We start from the raw sequence: 15030 nt of genomic DNA on the forward strand, positions 1-15030 counted from the left end.
CAACAGTGGTCACGATGATAAAACGCGGGAAAGAGATGGAAGATGAAGCGACGCGACGATAAAACGTGGGAGAAAAACGAACGAGGGACGACGCGACGAAGGTGGTGTCGAACGTCCTACCTCGGGGTCGTCCGTGCGAGATTCTACAGCGTATCGAACTCGACGACGGTCTTGATAACGCCGTCGCCGGTTTCGAAGGCTTTTTCGGCGTTTTCCGGGGGGTACACGCCCGTGACCAACTTCTCGGTGAACCAGTCGGGAAACGCCGCGAGCGACTCCTTCGCCGCCTCGAAGTGGCGGACGTTCGAGTTGACGCTGCCGAGGAGCGCCTTGTTCTGGAGAACCAACTCGCGGTGGAGGTCACCGCCGTCGATTTCGAACATGTGGTCTCCGGGGATACCGAGGAGGGCGGCGACGCCGTTCGGCGCGAGCGCCCGTATCGTCTCGAAGGAGTGAGGCGCGTAGCCCGTCGCCTCGTAGACGAAATCCATCGGTTCGTGGACGTTCGCAACCTCCGAAACGGACGTTTCGCGCGAATCGACGTACGTCGCGCCCAGCTCCTCGATGATGTCGATGGTCGGGTCCGGCCTGTCGCGGCGGCCGAGGCAGTAAGTCCGCTCGAAGTCGTCGCGGTTAACGAGCATCGCCAGCGTGAGCAGGCCGAGCGGGCCGTTCCCGAGGACGAGCGCGCTCTTCGGTTGCCACTCGAACGGCGACCGACTGGCGTCGGCGTACTCGATGGCCTTCTCGGAGTTGCTGACGGGTTCGACCAGAAATCCGGTCTCCGAGAACTCGTCGGGGACGGGGACGAGGAACTCCGCGGGACTGGTGAAGAACTCGGCCATGTAGCCGTGCGCGCCGACGATGCCGCGTTCGAGATAGGTGCCGTCGGGTGCCACGTCCGGTTCGCCGCGGGCGAAGTAGTCGTTCGGTTCGCCCGCCGGTCGGCGGACGGTCGGGACCACGAGGTCACCCGCCTCGAATCGAGTTCCGTTCGGGTCCGCCACGACGCCGACCGCCTCGTGGCCGAGGATTTGGTAGTCCGACCCGTCGGGGAAGCCGCCGTGGGTTCCCTCAATGACTTCGTGGTCCGTGCCGTCGATGCCGACCCGGAGGGTCCGCACCAGTGCTTCGCCGGACTCGGGGTCCGGTTTCGGAACGTCCACCAGTTGTGGACCCGACTCGCCGCGACGGACTGCAACCGCTCTCACGTCGTCACTCCTCCCCGCGGGCGCTCGCCACGACCTCGATTTCGACGCCGATGTCGATGGGCAAGTCCTCGACCTGCACGGCGCTCCGGGCGGGATACGGCGCGGAAAAGTGTTCCGCGTACACCTCGTTTATCTCGTCGTAGTCGTCCATGTCTTGAACGAACACGGTCGCCTTCACCACGTCGTCCAGCGAGCGACCCGCCGCCGCGAGAACGGCGTCGATGTTTTCGAGCGTCCGGGTCGTCTGCTCGCCGATGGTATCGCCGACGATATCGCCGGACGTCGGGTCAACGGGTCCCTGCCCGGAGACGTAAATCCGGTCGCCGTCACGGACCGCTTGCGAGAACGGGCCGATGCTCGGCGGTGCGGCGTCCGTGCTTATCTCCTCCATTCAGTTCACCACCGAAAGGACCGACGCCGGTTTCGCGCTGACTCCGGTACTGGGTGTGACGTTAGTGTTGACTATTCGTACGACTCCGCGAATCGTGTTGGCCGTCATCGACCCGTATGGTCTCGGTGGGGAATCATAAAACCCGTTGGAGGGAAATTCGACCGCTAAACCAGCAGGTGGTCGTCGATACTGTTGTAAGGTCATCCTAAAAAGCGTACCGACCGTCGGGTGTAAACGCAAAACGGATCGTTGCGGTCGCTTCGAATCGAGTATCGAGAGATACAACGTGTCGGCCAACCATCGAGGTGGGACAGGATTGGGACGGGGAAATCCGTGAACAAGAGCGACCTAACGGGAATAGCGTCGGTCAACGGTGACCGGATGAACGCGGTGTCCCTCGCTCGACGGAGGGGGTTCGATTCGGATGGGCTAGCAGACGTCTCTCGGCTTGAATTCGGTTCCGACGACGATTATCTTCCGACGTCGTTTTAAGAACTTTGCGGGAGAACGACAGAACCAACCGGTCAGATTGTCAATGAAAAGAGATATACTGTCCGGTCGGTGTGTTATTGACGATGAAAGCGGTCGTTCTCGCTGCTGGCGAAGGGTCCCGGCTTCGACCCCTTACAAATCGTCGCCCGAAACCGATGCTCCCGGTCGGCAACAAGCCGCTCCTGGAGTCGGTCATCGAATCCATCGCCGCGGCGGGTGTGGACGAAATCGTCCTCGTCGTCGGCTATCACCGTGAACGGATTCAGACGTACTTCGGCGACGGTCGCCGGTGGAACGTCGATATCACGTACGCGGTACAGGAAAAACAGTTGGGTACCGGACACGCGCTCTTGCAGGCCGAACCGTACATCGGGTCGGACTTCATCGCGATGAACGGCGACCGATATATCGAACCGTCCGCCGTCGAAACGCTCATCGACGACCACCGACAGACGGGGGCGGCGGGGCTGGCGACGACGCGGGTCGAAACGCCGAGTCGGTTCGGCGTGATTGAACGCGACAAGCAAACCGTCACCGACATCATCGAAAAGCCGATACCGGGGACGACGACCTCGGAACAGATCAACGCCGGTGTGTACGTGTTCGGCCCGGACATCTTCGCCGCGATTCGCCAAACGGAGAGTCGCGGGGAGCTGGCGCTGACGCGAACGTTGCGAAACTACGTCGAAGACCATCCGCTGCGTGCGATTCCGTACGACGGCCTCTGGGGCGACGTCTCACACCCGTGGGACTTGCTCTGGCTCAACGGCTACGTGTTGGACAAACAGGATTCCATCACCGAAGCAGACACGGCACGGACGGCACACGTCGCTTCCAGCGCGGTCGTCCACGACGACGTGATGATGGGAGAGGACGTGACGGTGCGCGCTGGCGCGGTCGTCTGCAGGGGAACGTCGCTCGGCGAGAACGCGACGGTCTGTGCGAACGCCGTCGTCGAGGATGCCGTCGTCTTCCCGGACGCGACCATCGAACCGGGAGCGGTCGTCCGGGATTGCATCGTCGGCGCGAACGCGACAATCGGACCGAACACCACCGTCGAAGGCGGCGTTACGGACGTGACGCTGGACGAAACCGTCCATCACGACGTGACGTTCGGGGGTCTCATCGGAGACAACGCTCGAATCGGTGGCAACGTCACGGTCCTGCCGGGCGCTATCGTGGGTGACGGGGTAACGGTGGAGAGCGGAACGACCGTTCGTGAACGAATCGAAGACGGTGCGGTTGTACGGAGAGGATAGTTCATGTGTGGAATCACCGGTTACATCGGAAACGAAAGCTGCTCGACCATCGTCGCACAGTGTCTGAAGAACCTCGAATATCGCGGCTACGACTCCGCGGGTATCGCCCTCCTCGACGACTCGTTGGAGGTGAACAAGCGAAGCGGGGAGATAGACAACCTGACCGTTCCATCGACGTCGAACGCCACCTGCGGCATCGGTCACACACGGTGGAGCACGCACGGGGCACCCACGGAGCGAAACGCGCACCCGCACACCGATTGTACGGAGCGGATAGCGGTCGTGCACAACGGTATCATCGACAACTACGAGGAGTTCAAGACGGACCTCCTCGACGAACACCAGTTCACCAGCGAGACCGATACCGAGGTCATCGCCCACCTCATCGAGGAGGCCCTGAACGAGGACGGCGTGGACCTCCGCGAAGCGGTCGAACGGGTCGTCTCGAAGCTCTCCGGGAGTTTCGCCATCGCGGTCACGGCCGTCGGCTACGACGGCATCGTCGCGGCGCGGCAGGACAGCCCCCTCGTCATCGGCCACGACGACGACGCCACCTTCCTCGGGAGCGACGTGACTGCCTTCGTCGAACACACCCGAACGGTCACGTTCCTCGAAGACGGCGACATTGCACGCCTCACGGAGGACGGAGTGACCATCCTCAACGACGGCGAGGTGGTCGAGCGGGAGCCCCAAACCGTCGATTGGGACGCCGACGCGGCCGAGAAGGGCGGCTACGAACACTACATGCGGAAGGAGATACACGAACAACCGCGGGCGGTACGGCAGGCGCTCTCGGGACGTATCGACGAACTCGCCGGGACGGTGGACCTCGACCTCTCCCTGTCGGAGGAGTACTGTCGCTCCTTGGACGAGATTCAAATCGTCGCGTGCGGAACGTCGTACTACGCCGGACTGTACGCCGCCGGGTTGTTGGAGGAGTACGCCGACGTTCGCGTCTCGGTGCACATCGCGAGCGAATACGAGTTCAAGGGGAACCGCGACCCGTGGCGAACGCTCGTCGTCGCCGTCACCCAGAGCGGTGAAACCGCCGACACGCTCCGCGCGCTTCGCAAGGCCGCCGGTTCGGGCGCTCGCACGCTCGCGGTGACGAACACGGTCGGCTCGACCGTCACCCGCGAGGTGGACGACACGGTGTACATCCGCGCGGGGCCGGAAATCGGCGTCGCGGCGTCCAAGACGTTCGTATCGCAGGTGACGACGCTGACGCTCGTGACGGTGTATCTCGGCCAACAGCGGGACGCACTGTCCTCGAACGAGCGGGCGAGCATCCTCGAAGAGTTGTCCGCGGTGCCCAGTGCGATTCAACAGGTGCTCGACGCCGAGCCGACTGTACAACGGGAGGCAAAGGCGTTCGCCGACAGCGAGTCGTTCTTCTTCATCGGGCGGCGACTCGGCCATCCGGTCGCGCTCGAAGGCGCGCTGAAACTCAAGGAGATATCCTACGAGCACGCGGAAGGGTTCGCGGGCGGCGAACTCAAACACGGGCCGCTCGCGCTCGTGACGGAAGACACGCCGGTCATCGCGGTCCTCACCGACGAGACGAACGCGTCCGAGACGCTTCACAACGTCAAGGAGGTCGAATCGCGGGGGGCACCCGTTATCGGCGTTACCTCGGACGACGACCCCAACGCCGTCTTCGATACGACGTTCGACGTTCCGTCCATCGGCTTGATGGAACCCGTGGTCGGGAACGTGTATCTACAGCTGTTCGCCTACCACGTCGCAAAGGAGAAAGGCCGCGACATCGACAAACCGCGAAACCTCGCCAAGAGCGTTACCGTCGAGTAACCGTCCGGAGCGGCCACTCCTTCGACGATTTCTACCACGAGCGATACCGGAGTTTTCACTCGACATCGGGGGTGTCGGCGGGACGAAAACGGTCGCCGTTCGTCATCCGCGTAACCGCGATTACTGCGATTCCGTGTGGAGAATATGTGGCGTTCGTTCGACGGAACGAGGGTTACGGAGCCGAAAACGAAATCGCGTCCTGAAAACGGTTCTCGGGTTTGAAACCGTAACTCAGTGACACACCGGAGGGGAGTCTCGACTCCCGTGTCACAAATGAGAACTGCACTGAAACACGCGCTCGTCGTCCTCGTCGCGTCCAGTCTGCTCGTGACCGGACTCGCCGGAACGACCGCTGGACGAGGGCAATCGATGGCCGACTCGCACCGTCTCTCGCAAACGCAGTCACAACAGCCGTCGGCGTCGCAACTCGAATCGATGTCGTGCGGGGAACTCCGTGCGACGTACGAACGGGGCGTCGAACGGGTCCGAAACAGCGACCTGCCGGAACAACGGAAACAACGACTCATCCAACGCGGTACAGCGCTCTACAACCTGTACAAGTTCCGCAAGGGTTGTTGAGTACGTTCCACGAAAGATGTCGAATAAGTTCCGCAAGGGTTGTTGAATCGGAGGTTACCTCGACGCGCTCGATGGTCGCGGCGTCACCCCCAGAGCGGTTAAGCGACGTCCCGTCGAGGCGGTCGGTATGTGGCCGTGGGGACATCTGGCGGTGGGGTACCTCGCCTACTCGGGGCTTCGACGGACGAGAACGACCCGTCCGCCGACCGGCACCGACGTAATCGCGTTGGTCGTCGGGACGCAGTTCCCCGATTTGGTGGACAAACCGCTCGCGTGGTGGGTCGGCGTCCTCCCGACGGGGCGGTCGCTCGCACACTCGCTGCTGACCGCGAGCGTGCTGCTCGCCGTTACCTACGGCATCTGCCGACGAAACGGACACCGGTCCCGCTGGGCCGCCTTCGCCGTGGGGTACGTGTCACACCCGTTCGCGGACGTGCTCCTCACTGTACTGGCCGGTGGGTACGGACGGGCGACGTTTCTGCTGTGGCCGATTCTCCCGCTTTCGTCGCCGGCTTCTGGTCCGTCAGTCGTCGGCGTGCCCGGCGACTTCCCGATAGAACTGTCGTTGGTGGTCGCGGCGGTCTACGTCTGGCTGGCCGACGGCGCGCCGGGCGTCGCATCCGTCCTCCCGCTCGGGTCCGACCCGCACCGCGAACGGTAGTAAGGCGAACGCCCCCAATCTTTAGTTCGGTCGTCGTCGTAGGTGAGTGCTCCCGAGTCGGGCCGTCGGTACGCCCGCGGCGATGGGCGAGGCGATAGCGAACGATTCGACCGCTGTTCACGGACGGTTCGACCACCGTTCGACGAGTTCGGCATCGACACACGACGATGACAATGATAGATACGTCCGATATGTGGCAGTTGCTTCCACGACGCGTTCGCCGATTTCCCGCCGACCTCGGCGTCGTCATCGCACTCGTCCTGGTGACGGTCGGCGTCGTCCGCGCCGGAGGAGTCTGGACGCCGGTTCGACTGTCGTTCGGGTTCCTGTTCCTGTTCTTCCTGCCGGGATACAGCCTCGTCGCGGTGCTGTTCCCCGAAGCGAGCGGGAATCGAGAGTCCGACGGGGGTGACGAAGGAGACGGCACATCGACCGGATTTCCGCGGCGTATCGACGGTATCGAGCGCATCACGCTGTCTATCGCGGTCAGCTTGGCCGTCGTTCCGCTCATCGGCTACCTCGTCAGCTACTCGCCGTGGGGGTTGAATCTCGACCCGAGCCTCCTCGCTATCGGCGGCTTCACCATCGTCTGTGCCCTCGCAGGTGCGGTTCGTCAGTGGACGCTCCCGGAATCGGACCGGTTTTCGGTTCCTATCGAGGACGCGTATGCGCGCTTCACGCCCGACGTTTCGACGGTGACGAGCCACGTGCGGCCGCTGAACGTCCTCCTCGTCGTCAGCCTCGTCGTCGCCACTGCCGGAATCGTCTACACGACGACGACCCCGCGGAGCGACGAGCGGTTCACCGAGTTCTATCTCGGGACGAAAAACGCGTCGGGGAGCACGGTCACGGACGCGTACCCGAAAAACTTCACCGCCGGAGACGCGAAACATCTCCGCGTCGGTATCGGAAACCACGAGTACGAACGCTCGAACTACACCGTCGTCGTCCTCTTACAACGCGTGAAACGGAACAACGGATCGACCCGGGTCACGGCCGAGCGGCGGCTCGACCGGTTCCACGTTTCCGCCGGGCAGGGACAAACGGTCGTCGAAAACCGCAGTCTCGAACCGACGATGACCGGTGAACGGCTCCGGCTCCAGTTCCTTCTGTATCGCGGGGCGGCTCCGGCGTCGCCCTCGGCGAAAAACGCGTATCGACGGACGCACCTCTGGATTCGCGTTCATCAATAACCCTCCTCGACCTTTCGACGGACGAGTCGTCGGACGGTTTCTCGAATCGAACGGTCCGGCTGCCATCCCAACTCCCGTTCGGCCCTCGTGGTATCCACGTCGAAGTCGGTGACGAGGGTTTCGTTGCTCCGGGGATTCTCGATCAGTTCGATGTCCGGGGAGCGACCCGTTTCGTCCGCAACCGTCCGCTGGACGAGTTCGGCCAGTGACAACACGTCCGTCTGTTCCTCGCTCGCGATTTCGTATCCCTTCGTCCCGGTGGTTCCGTCGTCGAGTTCGTCCACCAACCGTTCCACGCTTCGACGGTATGCGTCCCCGACGTCCCGCACGTGGACGTAATCTCGCGCCTGCGTCCCCGGTTCGTAGACCGGCAGAGACTCGCCCGACATCGCGCGCTCGATGAAGAAGTTGATGACGGTGGACTTGCTGATCCGTTCCCCGTTCGCCGTGTGCTCGCCGTAGATGTTCGACTTGAGAAACAGGTGTGCCGGGAACGACCCGCGGGCGAAGATCTGGACCGCGCGCTCCCCGAGAACCTTGGTGCGTCCGTACCAGTTCATCGGCGTCCGTGGCGAATCGACCGTCACCGGCATCGACTCCGGGGTGCCGAGGACGGCCACGCTGAACGGAAACACGAGGGCGGCCGTCTCCCGCCAGCAGAACCACGCGACGTTGTTCGTCCCCTGTACGTTGACCTCGTAGGCGAGTTCCGGGTTCTCATCGCAGTTCTTCACGCCGCTGACTGCGGCGAGGTGAACGACGACATCCGAACCGGCGAGCGCGTCGGTTAAGCGGTCCCTCTCGCGGATATCGACGTGTTCGATGCCGCCGTCGATGGCGGGTCCGCTCTCGTGGTGTGAGAGCGGCCGAACGGTCCACTCGGGATGCGCGGTTCGGAGCACTTCGACGACGCGGCTCCCGACGTAGCCCGTCGCCCCCGTTACCGCGACCGTCGGCGGTTCTGCTGATCCGTTCATGCGTTCAGCCCTCCGCACGCCGTCGGACGAGGCGTTCGACGGACGCTCGAATCGAGCGGTCCGGCTGCCATCCCAACTCCCGCCGTGCGGCGGAGATGTCCACGTCGAAGTCGGTGACGAGCGTCTCGTCGCCGCGGGGGTTTTCGACGACTTCGATGTCCGGCTCCCGGCCCACTTCGTCGGCGACCGTCCGTTGGACCAGTTCGGCCAGTTCCATGACCGTCCACTCCTCGTCGCTCGCAATCTCGTACTTCGAGACGCCCGTCCGACCCGCATCGCATCGGTCCACTAACCGCTCCGCGCTCCGTCGGTAGGCGTCGGCGACGTCCCGCACGTGAACGAAGTTTCGCGCCTGTGTTCCCGGCTCGTACACCGAAATCGGTTCGTCCGCGAACGCGCGCCGAACGAAGAATTCGAGGACCATTCCGCGCGAAATACCGCGGTCGTTCACCGTGTGTTCGCCGTACACGTTGGCCTTGAGGAACAGGTGCGCCGGAAACGCATCCGCCGCGAGCGATTCGATGGTCCGCTCCCCGACGAGTTTCGTCTCCCCGTACCAGTTCATCGGTCGCCGCGACGCGTCCACGGTTATCGGGAACTCCTCGGGGTCGCCGAGGACGGCCATGCTGAACGGAAACGCCAACCCGGCACCCGTTCGTTTGCAGAACCACGCGACGTTGGTCGTCCCGTGAACGTTCGTTTCGAGCGCGAACTCCTCGTCGTCGCGGCACGAATCCACGTCGCTTGCGGCGGCGAGGTGGAGCACGACGTCCGAACCGTCCAACGCGCTTTCGAGCCGGTCGCGCCGTCGAACGTCGAGGAACTCCACGTCGATATCGCCGATGCGGTGGATTTCGCCGCGGTAGAAGTTGTCGAAGGCCCGAATCTCCCACTCGGGATGGTGCTCTCGAATAACGTTCACGACGCAACTACCGACGTACCCGCCCGCGCCGGTGACACTGACCGTCGGCGTCCCCGCGGATGCGTCCGTGTCGCTCATCGGTACCTCCTCTCCGTGGTCCCCGCGTCGTCGCCCCGTCCCCGTTCGAACGACGCGTCGAATGGTCCTCGCGGAAATCGAACGGATTCGACCGCCGACGTGACGTTCTCACGCACCTGTTCACCCAGCGATGGCTCCGCTACGAGAATCGTCCCCCCCATTTTACGTCGAGTCTCAACGACGAACGACATTACGTTTGCGGCGAACCACCGCGTGCGACGTGAATTTCGGGGAGTCCACCGCGAGGTCGAGACCGGACGCGACGACGGCGTTGTCCGCGACCGACCGTCCGCCGTCGCCGAACTCGCCGACCATCCGGCGAGTACCCCATCGTTCTGGTCCGCCACCGATTTGGAATTAGCGGCGCAATGTTGTTAGATATCTATCAAGAGTTATCCGTCGGAGCGTGGTTGATGAGACACGATGATTCCTCGCGTAGCCTATCTCGTCCTCGTCGTCGGGGTGCTCGGCGTCGGATTCGAACGCTATCGCACCCGCTTCGAGAAGCACGAACTAGGGGCCGCGCTCCTCGGCGCGCTCCTCGTCGCCGTCGTCGCGTTCGCACCACGTGTCGCGGGACTGCTGAACGACGTGGGACTCGTGGAAATCGTGGTCGGCATCGCCATCGTACTCGCGCTCGTCGCGGCCGTGATCGCCCGCCGTAAGGCGGTCCGGAACAGGCGGCGATTCAACGCGCTCGTCCGCGAACTGGCGATACGGGACGTGCCGATGGAGCGGTCGGACGAGGACGCGGTGTACGTCGTCATCCCGGCGTACAACGAAGCCGAGACCATCGGCGCGGTGATCGAATCGCTCCCCGAGACGCTCAGAGGTCGCGCGGTCGTTCCCCTCGTCGTCTCCGACGGGTCGTCGGACGGAACCGTCCGCGCGGCCCGTGCCACGGACGCCATCGTGGTCGAACACGTCGTCAATACGGGACAGTGTAGCTCCCTGAAAACCGGGTTCGAAATCGCAAGACGACAACACGCCGAAGTGGTGGTCGGGATGGACGCCGACGGCCAACACCGCGGTGACGAACTGCAACGCCTCGTCGGCCCCGTTCTCGACGGCGAGGCCGACTACGTTATCGGGTCCCGATACCGCGGCACCGACGCGTCCGAAAACGGGCCGATCCGTCGCGGGGGAATCTGGGCGTTCACGACGCTCATCAACGTCCTCACGAAGTCGTCCATCACGGACGCGACGAACGGCTTCCGCGCGCTCACCATCGACGCGTTCGAACGGATTTCGTGGGTCGAAGAGCGGTTTTGCGCGGTGGAATTGCTGGTGGAAGTACGAAAGAGCGGACTCAGGATGAAGGAAGTGCCCGTGACCGTGGAACGTCGGCAGGGCAGCACGACGAAGAAACCGAAACTCGGCTACGGGCTGGGTATCGCCCGGACGCTCGTGGGGTCGTATCTCCGATGAACGCGCACGACGGACGCCCGACACGACCGAGAAAAACTCGAACGTGACTGAGGAAACACGACATGACTGAAGAAAACTCGAACGTGGCCGAGGGTACCCGACACGACCGAGGAAACTCCGACACGACAGGGGAAACTCAAGAGGAGACCGGCTCGCGGTGGGAGTCCATCGGAACGGTGCTGAAGGTGCTGGTATCCGTCGCGTCGTTCGGCTACCTGCTGTGGAAGTTTCCGGTCGAACGGGCGTTTCGCTCCATGTTCGAAATCAGCGCTCCCTACCTCGTCGTGCTCGTGCCGGTCGTGCTGTTGCCCATCTTCCTCACGTCCCGGTCGTTGCAGTTGCTGTACGAGGAACACGAGTCGGTACGCTTTCTGCCGATATTCAAGGTGGATACGGTAGATTTCGTCGTCAATTCGTTTCTGCCGACCAGACTCGGCTCGCTCGCAACGACGCCGCTCATCCTGAACAAGTACACGGGTATCGAACTCCGGCGCGCGTTCGTCATCAAGGGCGTGCAACTGCAGATGATAGCGGCCATCAACGGTCTCGTCGCGCTGACGGGGCTGTTCGTGCTCCTTCGATACCTCGGACGGAACATCGCCCTCGTGCTGCTCGCCAGCGCGAGCGTCTATCTCGCGCTCCCGGTCTTCGCGTTCCTGCTCGGGTGGATAGACCTTCCACGGGTCATCACGGACAGGGCACCGAAGTTGCTCGCGTCGGTCGGCGAGATGCAACACGACCTGTTCTCGTCGAACAAGCTCAAATCCGTCGCGCTCCTGTTCGTCTCCTTCGTCGTCCTCTCCGGCGTTCGTTTCGGTATCGTCGGTGCGAGTCAGGGATTGGAGTTGTCGCCGCTTCGCTACCTTCTCATCCCGACGCTCATCTACTCCGTCACCGTGCTCCCCGTCTCCATCGGCGGCATCGGAGTCACCGAGGTGACGGGAACGACGGTGCTGGTCGCGTTGGGCGTCTCGCCGAGCGTCGCCACGAGCGTCATCATCCTCGACCGGGTGTTCGCCGCGTATCTTCCGCTCGCGCTCCTCTACGTCTACGCCAACTACGTCGTTCACTCGGACGTGAGCGTATGAAACGCTGGATGACCGGACCGGTGAAGCACCTAAATTTTCGAAGAAAAGAGATGGTTTCCGACTGATGAGGAAACAATTATCCAAAATGATGGTCATACGTAGTGAAAATAGCGGGCACAACCGATAAGTAATGGTGAGTGGTCTGACAATCGGGGGACAAAGATGACAGATTTGAGTAGCAAACGGGTACTCATCACGGGGGGATGCGGTTCGATAGGATCGTCGCTCGTTCGGCGAGTGTTACAGGACGGCCCGGAGTTGGTTCGCGTAATCGACAACGACGAGGGACGGCTACACGAGATGAAAACGAAACTGGGTGCACAGTACCCGCGTCGGTTGGAGACGTCGTACAAGGACGTCCGCGAGTTTCACGAGATGAGACAGGCGATGGAGGGAATCGACGTCGTATTCCACGCGGCGGCGTTGAAACACGTCGGTATCGTCGAACGCGACCCGTTTCAGGCCGTCAGAACGAACGTCAGGGGGACCGAAAACGTGCTTCGCGCCGCGACGGAGACGGACGTCGAAGCCGTCATCGCCGTCAGCACGGACAAGGCGTCCAACCCCGTTTCGGCGATGGGCGCGACGAAGTTGCTCTCCGAGCGACTGACCGTCGCCGCGAACGAGAGCGCGGACGGACGGAACGTTCGATTCGGTTGCGTCCGGTTCGGTAACGTGCTCGGGACGCGCGGGTCCGTGGTTCCGGTGTTCGTAGAGCAGATTCGACGAGGGGGACCCATCACCGTGACCGACCCGGAGATGACGCGGTTCGTCATGCGGCCACGGGACGCCGCGGAGTTCGTCGTGGAGGCGTTCGGGACGACCACCGGCGGCGAAGTCGTCGTCCGCAAGATGCCCGCGTTCAAGCTCGGAACGCTGGCCGACGCGCTTCGAGAGCAGTACGCGTCGGAGTTCGGCTATCAGCCCACTGAAATCCCGACGAGGGTCGTCGGGTCCGGACCGACCGAGCGCTACCACGAAAAACTCGTGTCCGCGGACGAAGTGAAACACGCTGTCGAGGAACGCGACCGATTCGTGCTCTTTCCGAACGACGAGTCGATGCCGTCCGAGGCCGACGGAAACGCGCTCTCCGGGGAGTACACGTCGGCCGACGCGCGACGGCTTTCGAAAGCCGAGTTGCTGCGGATGCTCGACGACGTAAAGGGAAAACTATCGACCGCGGAGACGGTCCCGTAGCGTCACCGCTCATAGACGACGACGCCACCGTTCGAATACACGCGTTCGTGACGTCGGTCGAAACCCGGCACGGGGTCGTAAGTCAACTCCCATCGACCTTGCATCGCTCCGTACATGCGATACACGCGAACTTGCGTCCGGTAAGCGATGTATCTACTATTTCCGTTCAACGTCGTTCGGTTTAACAGCTCCTCGTCCATGTACACGTAGGTATCCGCACTTGGATCGTCGAGTCGAGCTGGTCTCGGATTGTGAAGTCGAACCGTCGATTTCGCGTAGAAGAAGTCCGTGGCGATGTCCCCCGGAACGTGGGTGCTGAACCGTTTCGCAGCGGTTTCCTCGGCGGTGAGATATTGGCGTTCACCCTGCGGGTGGTCGGGAACGACGAGCGGGGTTACCAACTGCGACGTCACCAGCAGGAAGAAGACTGCGAGGACGGCGGTGCTCCGTCGCCGCCCCGGAACGTGTCGGCGAAGGACCGCAACGGCCACGACGACGAACAACAGCAGTTCCATGTAAAAGTACATCCGGGACGGGTTTACCGCGGAAACGCTCACGGCACCGACGCCGGTGAGTGCGATACAGACGGCGATACCGGCTAAAATGGCCCGAGTTTCGTGGGAGTCCGTCCGCCGCGCGAGAACAAGCCACGCGATTCCGGCGAGCGGGACGAGTGTCAACCCGTATCCGCGTCGGAGGACGAAGTTCACCGGTTCGCTGGCGACGGGCGTGGCCGCCTGAGGGACGACGTGAACGGTTTCGACCGACGTGACGTGAAGTGCCAGCAGGAATCGGCCGATAACGCCGACGATGTAATCCGTGATGATGGTCAACTGGACGACGACGAGCACGCCCGACAGAACGGTGAGCATCAGCAGGGTCGATGGCGTCGTCGCCCGTTTGAGCGGGTCGTCCATCCACTCCCTCGACTGGAGCAGGATGAAGGCGGAACTCCCGACGACCGTACCGAACACGAGGAGCGCCGTTAGCTTGTGCGTGTACACCATCGCAACCGTAAAGAGGAACGTCAGAACGAGGTCAACAGTTCGCTTGTATCGGAGGTATCGCCCGAAGACGACGAGGAACGGAATCCAGAGGCCGACCGCGAGCGTCTGTGCGATGGGATTGGTGGCGTAGATGACGGACGCGGCACCGACGGTGACCAAGAGCGTAGCGTAGATTCCGACGCGCTCGGACGACAACCGACGCGTGACGACGTACGCGAGGAGGGGAAAGAGGGCGCCGAAGACGAAGGCGTACACGTCCAACATCCGCAACGCGTCCACACCCATCACGTCTCCCGTGAGGGCACCCGAGACGAGAAAAAAGGGAGCTTTGCCGTAAAACGGGAAGTCGAGGTTGACCACGCGACCCGTCTCCATCAACGAAACGATACCGCCAGCATACTTGTCGGGGTCCATTCCGACGTAGCTACTCGGAAACAGCACGACGAGTGCCCGGTAGTAGACGCTGAGGCAGACGAGTGCCGCGAGCAGATACCGCGTCGGAAACGACCTGACGGAAACGACGTACGCGACGAAAAGCACGGCGACGGCCCCGACACCGACGGTAAGGAACGGGTACAGTCGGCCGTTCATGTGGACGGAAATCGCCGTCGCCAGCAAAATCCAACTGGCTGCGATAACGACCACCTTGAGCGCGTCCGCAGAACGAAACGTCACGACGGAGCGGGAATTCATTTCGGTCCGTTCAGGACACGACCGAGACGGTTACGAATCTATCGG

General features: G+C 62.7%; 14 protein-coding genes. 8 read left to right on the top strand and 6 right to left on the bottom strand.

The features are described 5' to 3' along the window. Positions 1–143: 143 nt before the first annotated feature. Positions 144–1211 carry a glucose 1-dehydrogenase gene (locus tag B208_RS0117265; protein ID WP_007980885.1) on the bottom strand — a complete coding sequence of 356 codons (1068 nt, stop codon included), beginning with the start codon at positions 1209–1211 and terminating at the stop codon, positions 144–146. A 4-nt stretch (positions 1212–1215) separates the two neighbouring features. Continuing rightward, positions 1216–1602, bottom strand: coding sequence for a Rid family detoxifying hydrolase (locus B208_RS0117270; protein WP_007980887.1), 387 nt, complete (start codon positions 1600–1602; stop codon positions 1216–1218). A gap of 575 nt (positions 1603–2177) precedes the next feature. Between B208_RS0117270 and B208_RS0117280 the strand changes: the two genes are divergently transcribed. From B208_RS0117280 to B208_RS0117305, 5 genes are all read left to right on the top strand, one after another. Continuing rightward, positions 2178–3353 (top strand): sugar phosphate nucleotidyltransferase, encoded by a 1176-nt coding sequence (locus tag B208_RS0117280; protein WP_073096668.1) that lies wholly within the window; start codon positions 2178–2180, stop codon positions 3351–3353. Between the two features lie 3 nt (positions 3354–3356). Next, a complete protein-coding gene (glmS, locus tag B208_RS0117285; RefSeq protein ID WP_007980890.1) occupies positions 3357–5162 on the top strand; it encodes a glutamine--fructose-6-phosphate transaminase (isomerizing) in 1806 nt (601 codons plus the stop codon). A gap of 273 nt (positions 5163–5435) precedes the next feature. Further along, on the top strand, positions 5436–5741 hold the full coding sequence (locus B208_RS0117295) for a hypothetical protein (RefSeq protein WP_007980892.1): 306 nt from the start codon (positions 5436–5438) through the stop codon (positions 5739–5741). A gap of 127 nt (positions 5742–5868) precedes the next feature. Next, positions 5869–6402: a metal-dependent hydrolase gene (locus B208_RS0117300; RefSeq protein WP_007980893.1), complete on the top strand. Its 534-nt coding sequence runs from the start codon at positions 5869–5871 to the stop codon at positions 6400–6402. A gap of 173 nt (positions 6403–6575) precedes the next feature. Further along, positions 6576–7595 (top strand): DUF1616 domain-containing protein, encoded by a 1020-nt coding sequence (locus B208_RS0117305; RefSeq protein ID WP_007980894.1) that lies wholly within the window; start codon positions 6576–6578, stop codon positions 7593–7595. Here the strand turns inward: B208_RS0117305 and B208_RS0117310 are convergent. The 3 genes from B208_RS0117310 to B208_RS24485 form a co-directional block, all read right to left on the bottom strand. Further along, on the bottom strand, positions 7589–8572 hold the full coding sequence (locus B208_RS0117310; RefSeq protein ID WP_007980895.1) for an NAD-dependent epimerase/dehydratase family protein: 984 nt from the start codon (positions 8570–8572) through the stop codon (positions 7589–7591). The two genes, B208_RS0117305 and B208_RS0117310, sit on opposite strands and share 7 nt — an antisense overlap. Before the next feature lie 4 nt (positions 8573–8576). Beyond that, the gene (locus B208_RS0117315; protein WP_007980896.1) at positions 8577–9572 is read right to left on the bottom strand and encodes an NAD-dependent epimerase/dehydratase family protein; all 996 of its coding nucleotides are present in this window, start codon (positions 9570–9572) and stop codon (positions 8577–8579) included. A gap of 174 nt (positions 9573–9746) precedes the next feature. Then, positions 9747–9887, bottom strand: coding sequence for a hypothetical protein (locus tag B208_RS24485; RefSeq protein WP_007980898.1), 141 nt, complete (start codon positions 9885–9887; stop codon positions 9747–9749). A 108-nt stretch (positions 9888–9995) separates the two neighbouring features. Here B208_RS24485 and B208_RS0117330 point away from each other — a divergent pair, with 108 nt between their 5' ends. The 3 genes from B208_RS0117330 to B208_RS0117340 all read left to right on the top strand — a co-directional run bounded on the left by B208_RS0117330 (position 9996) and on the right by B208_RS0117340 (position 13285). Then, positions 9996–11000, top strand: a complete 1005-nt coding sequence (locus B208_RS0117330) for a glycosyltransferase family 2 protein (protein WP_007980899.1) — start codon at positions 9996–9998, stop codon at positions 10998–11000. A 62-nt stretch (positions 11001–11062) separates the two neighbouring features. Then, a complete protein-coding gene (locus B208_RS0117335; RefSeq protein ID WP_007980901.1) occupies positions 11063–12088 on the top strand; it encodes a lysylphosphatidylglycerol synthase transmembrane domain-containing protein in 1026 nt (341 codons plus the stop codon). Positions 12089–12250: 162 nt separating this feature from the next. Next, positions 12251–13285: an SDR family NAD(P)-dependent oxidoreductase gene (locus tag B208_RS0117340; protein ID WP_026177918.1), complete on the top strand. Its 1035-nt coding sequence runs from the start codon at positions 12251–12253 to the stop codon at positions 13283–13285. Between the two features lie 2 nt (positions 13286–13287). Here the strand turns inward: B208_RS0117340 and B208_RS0117345 are convergent, their stop codons facing one another. After that, positions 13288–14985 carry a glycosyltransferase family 39 protein gene (locus B208_RS0117345; RefSeq protein ID WP_007980905.1) on the bottom strand — a complete coding sequence of 566 codons (1698 nt, stop codon included), beginning with the start codon at positions 14983–14985 and terminating at the stop codon, positions 13288–13290. Positions 14986–15030: the final 45 nt, after the last annotated feature.

The organism is Haladaptatus paucihalophilus DX253, assembly GCF_000376445.1.
GTDB classification, from domain to species: Archaea; Halobacteriota; Halobacteria; order Halobacteriales; family Haladaptataceae; genus Haladaptatus; species Haladaptatus paucihalophilus.